This is a genomic window from Pontibacillus litoralis JSM 072002 (assembly GCF_000775615.1).
Classification (GTDB): Bacteria; Bacillota; Bacilli; order Bacillales; family BH030062; genus Pontibacillus; species Pontibacillus litoralis.
This window is the reverse complement of record NZ_AVPG01000004.1, coordinates 122,344-132,127: the sequence shown is the minus strand read 5'-3', so window position 1 is coordinate 132,127 and position 9,784 is coordinate 122,344. Positions and strand designations below refer to the sequence as shown.

Here is a 9,784-nt window from a genome sequence, read left to right as displayed (position 1 = left end):
ACCACTTCACCTCCATAGATTATAACAATCTGCATACATTGGATATTATCACCTCCGTAATAGCAGTAATTTGGTTAATAATAACGGTAATAGATATAATAATCAGGTGGAGGTTTAAGAAGCATGACAAAGAATAAGTATTGCTTTAATAATGCGGACGAGCTACGCAAATTCATGGAAACAGAAGTGGTGACAACTACAGAAGCTGTAGAACTAATTGGTTGCAGCAGGCAGAATATAAAGCAATTGGTTGATCACGGTACACTAGTGCCGATTAAGCAAACGCCGAGAGAAAGGCTATTCTTGAAGGAAGATGTATTGAACTATCACAAAAGAAAATAAAAATATTTATAAGACATCTCGAACTGGAGGTGTCTTTTTCTTTGTGACAAAACAAAGTCGAATACAACTGGAGGTGGGTGTTAATGTAAATGGACAAGCATAAGAAGGCAGAAAAAGACTATATTCAAGGCATGAAATACAAAGATATAGCTGATAAATACGGCGTTTCAATTAATACCGTAAAGTCCTGGAAGCGACGACATGGTTGGGAGCGTAACAAGGGTGCACCCAAAGAAAAAAGTGTGCACACAAAAAGAGGTGGGCAGCCGGGGAATAAGAATGCCGTAGGAAACTCTGGAGGAGCTGCTCCTAAAGGAAATAGCAATGCTGTTAAACACGGCTTATTCGCCAAGTACCTACCAGAAGAAACGCTGGAGATAGTAAACGAAATAGATAGTATTGCTCCATTAGACATACTCTGGATGAACATAAAAATGCAGTTTGCATCCATTATGCGAGCGCAACAGATTATGTTTGTTGAAGATAAAGATGATCTTACAGAAGTGCTAAAAAAAGAAAAAGATGGTGAAATGGTCACCGAAAAAGAATGGGAAATACAGTTCGCTTGGGATAAACAGGCGAACTTTTTAAATTCCCAAAGTCGTGCTATGGGCGAACTAAGAAGCATGTTGAAACAGTTTTATGAGTTGGCTAACTATGACGATGATAGGCTGTTGGAAGTTGAAAAGATGAGAGCTGTTATTGATAAGACGAAAGCCGAAATTGAAAAGATATCTACAAATGAAGAGTCAGGGCCAATTGAAATCATGATTAAGCGAAAAGGTGATTCATCATGATTGAAAAAGAAGTAAACCCACACTTTGAAGATTTTCTCTTTGACTGGGAACAAAAATTTCAGTTTCTAGTTGGTGGTTACGGATCCAGTAAAAGCTATCATGTAGCCCTAAAGATTATATTGAAACTCTTAGAAGAAAAGAGAACCGCATTAGTAGTAAGGGAAGTATACGAGACAATAAGGGAATCGTGTTTTGCGTTATTTGAGGAATTAATCATTGATTTGGAGTTGGAAAACAGTATTAAAGCAGTAACTTCTCCAATGCAAATACGTTTCCCTAATGGCTCTAAAATCATTTTTAAAGGGATGGATAAGCCACAAAAGTTAAAATCCATTCATAACGTGTCATTGATTTGGTTAGAAGAGTGTTCAGAAATTAAGTATGAAGGATTTAAAGAGTTAATTGGGCGTCTAAGGCACCCCGTATTAAAACTTCACATGATACTATCTACTAATCCAGTTGATGAGGGTAATTGGACATATTCTCACTTCTTTATCAAGAATAAAGCACAAGAAGACGAAGTGGTATTCTTGGATGATGAGAAATTATACGAAAAACGAACAGTTGTAGTAGGAGATACGTATTATCATCACTCAACTGCAGACGATAATCTTTTTCTTCCAGAGAGTTATATACAAGAACTTGAAAAAACTAAAGTTTACGATTTAGACTTTTACCGAGTAGCAAGGAAAGGTCGTTTCGGCGTGTCTGGAACTAAAGTATTACCGCAGTTTGAGAGCAAACCACATGATGAAGTTATGGCAGAAATCAAAGCTATTTACAGGCCAATGTATAGAGCAGGTATGGACTTTGGTTTTGAAGAATCATACAACGCTCTTTTAAGAATGGCTATTGATGATAAAAATAAGGTTCTCTATATCTATTGGGAATATTACAGCAAAAAGAAAGATGATCCTGAAATCGCCGATGATTTACAAGAGTTTGCTGCAACAAAAGAAAAGGTAAAAGGGGATTCAGCTGAACCCAAAACGATTTATTACCTAAGGAAACGAGGTCTCAATATTACAGGGGCATATAAGCCTAAAGGATCCAGGTTGCAAAATACGAAAAAGGTAAAGAGATTTCACCGAATTGTTTGCTCTGATAAATGTCCTAACACCATCAGAGAATTAAAGAACCTAACTTACAAAAAAGATAAACAAGGAAACACCATATACGATGAATTTAACATTGATCCACATACCTTCTCAGCGGTTTGGTATGGCTTAGATGATTATGAGGTCGTTGACTTGAAAGACAAAAAAGAAAAAGTAAAGGCAATTAAGGAATTAGGTTTGTAAGGGAGTGAAAAAGGTGGCTAACAAGTTTGAAAAGGGATTGGATACAGACAATAGTCCTAAGAGGCGTTTTAGTAAAGAAGCAAATATTCAATACACCTATGAATCTACAGAAGAATTATTAAATAGCACTAAGGATTTATCTGCTATGATTGCCCATCACATTGAGCATCAACGTCCTAGATTGAGTGAGTTAGATGACTATTATCGAGGTAACAACACAGCGATTTCCTCGTTAAAAAGGCGAAAAGAAGAAGATAAAGCAGACCATAGAGCAAGGCATAACTATGCTAAATATGTATCGAACTTTATGCAAGGGTTCCTGGCTGGTGTACCGATTACAGTTAATCATAAAAATCCGGAGACACAAGAGAAGATAAATGACGTTAATAAAATAATCGAGAGTGATGCACTTAATTCAGACCTCATATTAGACTTATCTATATATGGCCGAGCATATGAATTACTCCATAGAAATCAATTTGATGAAACAAAAGTGTATCTATCGTCACCTTTAGAAACGTTTTTAATTTATGATAATACGATTGAAAAGAATATTGTAGCTGCTGTGAGGTATTTTGAGATCGGATATGGAGCAGATAAGAAAATAAAAGTTTTACTTTACACTGATCAAAAGATATTCACGTATTATACATCAAATTACGGAGATTACAAATTAACCTTTGAGAAAGAAGAGAATCACCCATTTGGGGATATTCCTGTTAATGAGCATGCAAATAATAGATTCCGACAAGGTGACTTTGAGGGTGTTCTTGATCAGATTGATTTATACGACTCAGCTCAATCGGATACAGCTAACTACATGTCAGATTTTAATGACGCATTGTTAAAAATAGTTGGTGATATGGACTTTGGACCAGAAGAAGCGAAAGAAATGAAAAAATCAAATATTCTATTTTTAGAAACAAGATCTGATAGTAGTAAAGCTGATGCGGATTACATTTATAAAAAATATGATGTAGCTGGTGCGGAATCATATAAAGGTCGATTGCAAACAGACATCCATAAGTTCACGAATACACCGGACTTGAATGATGAAAAATTCAGTGGCCAACAGACTGGAGAAGCAATGAAATATAAACTGTTTGGCTTAGAGCAAATTCGTATTAACAAAGAGCGGTTATTTAAACGTTCACTTAACAGGCGTTATAAGTTAATCAACAATGTTATGAGCTTGGCCAATGAAGCTAAAGCAGGAGAATTTGCTGGCGTAACTTATAAATTCACTCCTAATCTTCCTAAGAGCACTAAAGATGCAGTAGATATGTTTAACTCGCTTGGCGGTGAATTGTCAGAGGAAACGAAACTAAAAATTATCCCAATGATAGTTGAGAATCCAGAAGAAGAGAAAAAAAGAATTGAAGAAGAGCGAAATAAACATCGGGACGCAGCATCTAATTACATGCAGAATTGAGGTGATTAGATGCCAGAAGAAGATGAAAGCTACTGGGTGCAACGTGAAAAAGATAATATCAGCCGGGAACAAATGAAAGATGAAGACATCGTTAAGCAGTTAGAAGAGATTATTGGTGCAGCGTTAAGGGAAGCAGATAAGGAAATACATGCTTTCTATTCCCGGTATGCTAATAAATGCAAACTCACACCTAAAGAAGCTAAAAAGCGCATATCGGAGTTTGATGTGAAAGACTTTGAAGCAACTGCAGCTAGATATGTGAAAGAAAAGAACTTCAGCGACAAAGCCAACAAAGAACTATACACGTATAACACAAAGATGAAGATAAACCGTCAGGAACTGCTCATGCTCCATTTGAATGCTCATTTAACTGCTATGGCAGATGAACAAATGAAGATGTTCCATGAGTATCTAGAACGAGTAGGAGTAGATGAAGTAGCAAGACAAGCAGGTATATTAGGAAAAAGCTTGAATGTTACCAGAGGGGCAATAACAGCCATTGTAGGCGCGTCATTTCACGGTGCGACATGGTCTAGTCGAATATGGGGAGATATGAGTGCTCTTAGATCGCAATTAGAGAAAATTATTAATAGCTCTATCATACGTGGCGTGCACCCTAACCAGTTTGTTAAAGACATAAGAGAACAGTTTGACGTTACAACGTTTGAAGCCAAGAGACTTTTAATAACGGAAGCTGCCAGGGTTCAAATTGAATCGCAAATGTTATCATATGAAACGCTCGCTGAAGAAGAAGGATTTGAAGCTGAGTATCAGTTTGTTGCAAAGCTAGATGAGAAAACTTCGAAAACGTGTAGATCTTTGGACGGAGAAAAGTTTAAAGTGAGTGACAAGGTAATCGGTGTAAATGCTCCACCAATGCATCCATTTTGTCGTTCGAGCACACGTATGGTTTTAGGTGATTGGCGTAAGGAGATATTTGAGAAAAAGAAAGACACTTCTTCTTCTTTGGATAGTGAAAAAGAGAAGTTGAAAGTTAATTCTAACCATGAGAAAATAGAAGAAATAAGAAAAGTAAAATTGAAACAGTCACATTCTAACTGGATATCAGAAGAATTATTAACTGAATTAGAGAGTACGGGAGTTAAATATAATTCTGATGAATTGATAGCTATTACAAAGACCTCAAGTGGTAAACTAGTTTGGTTGGAAAAAGGGAATTCTAAAGCAGGCTTTGAGCACGTAATGAGACATGCAAATGAATTCGCTACAAAAGGGGTTAAATCAAGTGAAATTCCTGACTTGATAATGGAAGCGTTAAGTAAAGGTAAGCTGGTTGGTAAACAAGGACGAGGAAACGGAAGGCCGATATATGAAGTAGTCTTCAACGGACAAACTCACAGAGTTGCAGTTACTGTTGGAAATAATGGATTTATTGTGGGAGCAAATCCAAGATCACTAGAGTAGAAAGGTGGATAACATGAAGACTATTGAAATTTTTTTAGATTATGGATGTTATCCTATGTGGATATTTAATGAACAAGGTGAATTAGTTGATAATGATTTAGTTGAGGAACTTGAGGCCGATGGTGAGATAGATAAAATGCTTTTAGAAATCCAAAAAAAATATGACGAGTTATTTGAAGACAATGCCGTTAATTTTGAATTTAAAGGGTTTAAAGATGAAAATGATAGGATGAAATTTCTCAGAAATGTAGAAAGTACTATAACTCTATTAAAAGAAAAAATTGGAGATAAGTATTTGGTTGATAATAAGGTCGATGAAAATTCCATTTGAAAAGAGTCTAACTTGTAAAGCGCGCAGGAAATGAAACTGTGTGTTTTTTTTAAAAAAATTGTTTGAAAATAAAGTTGTCTTTGAGTAATAGATGTTAAACAGGCTTAGAAGTATACTATTTGGGCTTAAACAATAACAGGAATAATTATGAGGAAATAAGCACTGCACGGGCTGTAATTGACTGTACGGGGCTTATTTTTTATGGAATGAAGTGTTGTGCGTTAAAGACTAAAAAGGCTTATAAATAACTGGATGTTTTTTATCTATCGGGCATAGAAAACGCACTGATGAAAGGAGTGCATTAATGGTTATTTTTATTCCTAATACTCTAGGAGAGATATTGCAATTAAACGTATTATTATTTGCGCTTTTTGTTTTCTCTTATTCTATTTACGTTGATAGACGAAAATTGAAAGCAACAAAAAGAATGGAAGAGCAAGTGCAAAGGATTAACGGAATACTTGATAAAGATAAGGTTGAATGACGATATGAGAAATTAAGAGGAAGTGGAAATAAAAACGAGATAGGAGTGATTAAATGCCGAGAGTAAGAATTGAATTCGATACAGATTTACCCTCAGATGGGAAGGTATTTGTAAACGGCAAAGAAATTTCGCTCATAAGATACATTAACTTATACAGTTCTTGTGAAGATAGAACAAAGCTTGTTATTAGCAGGTTAATTGATGATGGCAATGGAAATCCAGTAACTGGGGAATATGGTTTTTTAGAAGAAACATATGATGTTTTCGAAAAGTTGAAAACACAAGATAAAGAAAACGGAAAAAAATTAGAAGACAAGATTTTATTTCCGTACAACTTTGATTAAGGAGTGATTAAATGAATTTTGGTGAAGCGTTAGAATGTTTAAAAGCAGGAAAAAGAGTTAGTCGTACAGGCTGGAATGGAAAGAATCAGTTTATATTTTTGATTAAAGGAACTGATTTACAAGGAACTTTAGGGTATGGGTACGGTGAATATCTAGGTGAACCTACAATAGTCGATGTGTTAGCCATCAAAACTACATCAAATCAAATTCAAATAGGATGGATAGCTTCACAGACTGACATGTTGTCGGAGGATTGGGAAGTAGTTGAATAACACCCGTCTTTAGCCAACAGACGTTATAAACAGGGCTTTTTATTATGCAAAAATCAATCGTACACGGGCATTCATAACTTAATAGAGTAAATACATTAAAAAGGTCGTAGATGGGCTTACATGGCGTGTCTGGGGCTTTTTTTTAATGCATTGAAATGGATAGTGAATAGTGCGTGTGTGGGGTAGGAGGAAAAGAAATGCTTAAAACAATAAAACCATTGAAATTGAATCTGCAGCATTTTGCGGAAGGTGACCCAGACCCAATTGAACCATTAGTTGATCCAAAAGGTGACCCAGGGAAGGAAACTTTTACTCAATCTGAAGTTGATAGTAAAATCAGCAAAGCTGTAGAAAGTGCTTTGAAAAAACAACAAGAAAAGTTTGAAAAGCAAAAACAGGATGAGATTAATAAAGCGAAACAAGATGCTGCGGAATATGCAAAGATGACAGCACAAGAAAAACAACAAGCTGATTATGAAAAACGCATGAAGCAGTTAGAACAACGGGAACGTGAACTTAATCAAAAACAGCTGCATTCAGAAATTGTAACTGATTTGAAAGAAGATGGATTGCCTACAGAATTTGCAGAATCGCTCATTCATTTAGGTGACAATGAAAAAATTAAAGATTCCATCTCCAACATAAAAAAAGTTTTTGATGAAGCTGTGAATAATGCAGTAAAAGAAAAGCTAAGACAAGATCCACCTGAAAGAAGTCAGTCGTTTAAAGGACACAAAAAATCAGGACATAACTCACGAGCTGATATGGCCAAACAAGCAAGAATCATATAGAAAGAGGAGGAAGTATTTTATGAGTAAAAAAATGAAATTAAATTTGCAGTTCTTTGGACAGCAAACGTTTAACCCTGACAATGTTATGATGAGCGATTCAAAAGATGGGGTTATTCCAAAAGAACAAGGCACCCTTATTATGCAAGATGTAATGCAGAATTCTAAGATTATGCAGCTTGGTGTTTATGAAGAAATGGACAAGCAAGAGAAAACCTTTGATTACTTTGCAGAAGGACCGGGAGCTTATTGGGTTAATGAAGGGGAAAGAATTCAAACTTCTAAAGCTAAATGGTTAAAAATCACTATGACAGCGAAAAAGCTTGGGGTTATCCTACCTGTTTCACGAGAATATTTGCAATACAGCATGTCCGACTTCTTTGAAAAAATGCGCCCTAAAATTAGTGAAGCATTTTATAAAAAGTTTGATGAAGCAGGTATTCTTAATATAAATAACCCATTCTCTCAATCTATTGAGCAATCCGTAACAAATGCAGGGCATATTGTAGAAGGGGAGATTACAGGTAGTAACATACTTTCCATGGAGGATCATCTGCTTGAGAGTGACTTTGAAGCCAATGCGTTTATATCCAAAAACCAAAATGCTACTGCTTTACGTCAAGCTACAGTTGGTGAAGGGAACTTGCAGCAACCTATTTACGATCGTTCTGCTAAAAAAATTGATGGTCTACCAGTTGTAAATCTTAAGTCTACGAGCATGAAAAAAGGCACTTTATACACTGGTGACTTTGACCAATTGTATTACGGTATTCCTTTTGATATCTCTTACAAACTAGCGGAAGAAGGTACTATCTCAACTATTACAGATCAAGATGGCAATCCAATCAACTTGTTTGAGCGAGAAATGGTAGCGATGCGCGCAACAATGGATGTTGCAGTGATGATTGTGAATGATAATGCGTTTGCTAAGCTGCAGCCTGCGTCCCAACCTGAAGCTTAATTAAAGGGAGGATAATTGTATGTATAGAGTTTTAACAAGCTTTAAAGATGTACACACACGTCATGCATATAAAAAAGGAGATAACTATCCTTATCGCGGCCAAGTGACTAAAGAACGTGTAGAAGAATTATCGTCAAGTAATAATGATTTGAAAGAACCAGTGATCGAACCTTTTAATGTTGTAATAGATGCTTCAGAACAAGAGAAAGAAGAATATCCTAAACACGTGGGTGGTGGCACTTATACACTATCAAATGGTGATAAGGTCAAAGGAAAAGAAAAAGCATTCCAGGCTGAACAGGAATTGAGGTAACTCTTATGACCATACTTGATAATATGAAAATTGTTTTGGGAATCAATGATGAACTACAAGATAAAGCGTTGGAAATCATTATTGCAAATACCACAGCGCATTTAAAATTGTGGCTGAAGCAATATACCGATTTAACTACCATACCAGAAGAACTGAATTTCATTATTGAGGAGCTATCTATTTCTCGTTTCCAAAGACGTGGAAGTGAGGGAATGAAATCAGAATCAGTAGAGGGGCATTCAGTCACTTATAAAGAGGATGACTTTGCTCCTTATTTGTCGATTCTAAGTGCTTACATTCCAAAACAGGAAGAAAAGAAGGGAAGGGTGGTCTTTTTCTAATGCGTTATACCGATAGAGTGAAGCTTCATAAGACACTAGGAAGAGGATACAACCCGGAGACTGGTAAGAATGAAGTAATAGTCGATGAAGGGGTGTTATTGCCTTGTAATGCTTCGCCTGTGACGTTAGAAAAGACGGCGGCGGTATTTGGTTCACTTAATAAAAAAGTCGCTACAGTGCGCTTACAACGACCGTATAAGGATTATGCAGATAAAGCAGTCATTGAAGGTCAAAAATATAACGTTCTCCGGCATATTCCTTATAAGTCAGAGAGCGTTTTTTATTTAGAAGGAGTAAGTGAATGGAGTTAGATGGATTAAATGAACTGCTTGCTCAATTAGAGCGTATGGATGAAGGCATTGAGGATGATGTTGATAAAGTTGTTAAATTTAACACCATCGAGATGACGGATGAAACACTAGAAAACGAAAGACAGAGGTTCGATAAGGGCTATTGGACAGGACACACGGCAAGGCATACGAAAACAATAAAAGTAGGTAGTATGCAGTATCGGACGATAGCTGGATCAGATTATGCAGCCTACTTGAATTATGGGACACGTTTCATGGATGCAACATGGTTTATGAGAGATTCTTTCTTGCTACAAAGAAAGAGGTTTTTAGAAGATCTAGATCGATTAGTGAAGTAGGTGG

Annotated in this window: 15 protein-coding genes; all 15 read left to right on the top strand. The window is 36.2% G+C overall.

The window, feature by feature from the left end; all coding sequences use genetic code 11:
- Positions 1-123: 123 nt before the first annotated feature.
- The 15 genes from N784_RS05065 (at position 124) to N784_RS04995 (ending at position 9,780) form a co-directional block, all read left to right on the top strand.
- Positions 124-342, top strand: a complete 219-nt coding sequence (locus tag N784_RS05065) for a helix-turn-helix domain-containing protein (protein WP_036833002.1) — start codon at positions 124-126, stop codon at positions 340-342.
- A gap of 89 nt (positions 343-431) precedes the next feature.
- Positions 432-1,139 (top strand): phage terminase small subunit, encoded by a 708-nt coding sequence (gene terS / locus N784_RS05060; RefSeq protein WP_036833000.1) that lies wholly within the window; start codon positions 432-434, stop codon positions 1,137-1,139.
- Positions 1,136-2,440 carry a PBSX family phage terminase large subunit gene (locus N784_RS05055; protein WP_036832999.1) on the top strand — a complete coding sequence of 435 codons (1,305 nt, stop codon included), beginning with the start codon at positions 1,136-1,138 and terminating at the stop codon, positions 2,438-2,440. Before terS ends, N784_RS05055 begins: the two co-directional genes overlap by 4 nt.
- Before the next feature lie 13 nt (positions 2,441-2,453).
- Entirely contained in the window at positions 2,454-3,872 is a 1,419-nt protein-coding gene (locus tag N784_RS05050) for a phage portal protein (RefSeq protein ID WP_084600138.1), read from the top strand.
- Between the two features lie 9 nt (positions 3,873-3,881).
- On the top strand, positions 3,882-5,297 hold the full coding sequence (locus tag N784_RS05045; protein ID WP_052127136.1) for a minor capsid protein: 1,416 nt from the start codon (positions 3,882-3,884) through the stop codon (positions 5,295-5,297).
- Positions 5,298-5,310: 13 nt separating this feature from the next.
- Positions 5,311-5,628, top strand: a complete 318-nt coding sequence (locus tag N784_RS05040) for a hypothetical protein (RefSeq protein WP_036832997.1) — start codon at positions 5,311-5,313, stop codon at positions 5,626-5,628.
- A gap of 304 nt (positions 5,629-5,932) precedes the next feature.
- The gene (locus N784_RS05035; RefSeq protein WP_036832995.1) at positions 5,933-6,112 is read left to right on the top strand and encodes a hypothetical protein; all 180 of its coding nucleotides are present in this window, start codon (positions 5,933-5,935) and stop codon (positions 6,110-6,112) included.
- Positions 6,113-6,165: 53 nt separating this feature from the next.
- Entirely contained in the window at positions 6,166-6,456 is a 291-nt protein-coding gene (locus tag N784_RS05030; RefSeq protein ID WP_036832993.1) for a hypothetical protein, read from the top strand.
- Positions 6,457-6,467: 11 nt separating this feature from the next.
- Entirely contained in the window at positions 6,468-6,728 is a 261-nt protein-coding gene (locus N784_RS05025; protein WP_036832991.1) for a DUF2829 domain-containing protein, read from the top strand.
- A gap of 197 nt (positions 6,729-6,925) precedes the next feature.
- Positions 6,926-7,519: a DUF4355 domain-containing protein gene (locus N784_RS05020; protein WP_036832990.1), complete on the top strand. Its 594-nt coding sequence runs from the start codon at positions 6,926-6,928 to the stop codon at positions 7,517-7,519.
- 19 nt (positions 7,520-7,538) lie between these two features.
- The gene (locus N784_RS05015; RefSeq protein WP_052127135.1) at positions 7,539-8,477 is read left to right on the top strand and encodes a phage major capsid protein; all 939 of its coding nucleotides are present in this window, start codon (positions 7,539-7,541) and stop codon (positions 8,475-8,477) included.
- Positions 8,478-8,496: 19 nt separating this feature from the next.
- Entirely contained in the window at positions 8,497-8,790 is a 294-nt protein-coding gene (locus tag N784_RS15930) for a hypothetical protein (protein WP_052127134.1), read from the top strand.
- Positions 8,791-8,795: 5 nt separating this feature from the next.
- On the top strand, positions 8,796-9,131 hold the full coding sequence (locus N784_RS05005; RefSeq protein ID WP_036832988.1) for a phage head-tail connector protein: 336 nt from the start codon (positions 8,796-8,798) through the stop codon (positions 9,129-9,131).
- Complete coding sequence (locus N784_RS05000; RefSeq protein WP_036832986.1) at positions 9,131-9,442, top strand: hypothetical protein; 312 nt, start codon at positions 9,131-9,133, stop codon at positions 9,440-9,442. The genes N784_RS05005 and N784_RS05000 overlap by 1 nt, the downstream gene beginning before the upstream one ends.
- Positions 9,433-9,780, top strand: a complete 348-nt coding sequence (locus N784_RS04995; protein ID WP_036832985.1) for an HK97-gp10 family putative phage morphogenesis protein — start codon at positions 9,433-9,435, stop codon at positions 9,778-9,780. Before N784_RS05000 ends, N784_RS04995 begins: the two co-directional genes overlap by 10 nt.
- Positions 9,781-9,784 lie beyond the last annotated feature (4 nt).

Coding starts and splice junctions, on each gene's coding strand:
- N784_RS05065 (WP_036833002.1), top strand. CDS start 124: ATGACAAAGAATAAGTATTGCTTTAATAATGCGGACGAGCTACGCAAA.
- terS (WP_036833000.1), top strand. CDS start 432: ATGGACAAGCATAAGAAGGCAGAAAAAGACTATATTCAAGGCATGAAA.
- N784_RS05055 (WP_036832999.1), top strand. CDS start 1,136: ATGATTGAAAAAGAAGTAAACCCACACTTTGAAGATTTTCTCTTTGAC.
- N784_RS05045 (WP_052127136.1), top strand. CDS start 3,882: ATGCCAGAAGAAGATGAAAGCTACTGGGTGCAACGTGAAAAAGATAAT.
- N784_RS05040 (WP_036832997.1), top strand. CDS start 5,311: ATGAAGACTATTGAAATTTTTTTAGATTATGGATGTTATCCTATGTGG.
- N784_RS05035 (WP_036832995.1), top strand. CDS start 5,933: ATGGTTATTTTTATTCCTAATACTCTAGGAGAGATATTGCAATTAAAC.
- N784_RS05030 (WP_036832993.1), top strand. CDS start 6,166: ATGCCGAGAGTAAGAATTGAATTCGATACAGATTTACCCTCAGATGGG.
- N784_RS05025 (WP_036832991.1), top strand. CDS start 6,468: ATGAATTTTGGTGAAGCGTTAGAATGTTTAAAAGCAGGAAAAAGAGTT.
- N784_RS05020 (WP_036832990.1), top strand. CDS start 6,926: ATGCTTAAAACAATAAAACCATTGAAATTGAATCTGCAGCATTTTGCG.
- N784_RS05015 (WP_052127135.1), top strand. CDS start 7,539: ATGAGTAAAAAAATGAAATTAAATTTGCAGTTCTTTGGACAGCAAACG.
- N784_RS15930 (WP_052127134.1), top strand. CDS start 8,497: ATGTATAGAGTTTTAACAAGCTTTAAAGATGTACACACACGTCATGCA.
- N784_RS05005 (WP_036832988.1), top strand. CDS start 8,796: ATGACCATACTTGATAATATGAAAATTGTTTTGGGAATCAATGATGAA.
- N784_RS05000 (WP_036832986.1), top strand. CDS start 9,131: ATGCGTTATACCGATAGAGTGAAGCTTCATAAGACACTAGGAAGAGGA.
- N784_RS04995 (WP_036832985.1), top strand. CDS start 9,433: ATGGAGTTAGATGGATTAAATGAACTGCTTGCTCAATTAGAGCGTATG.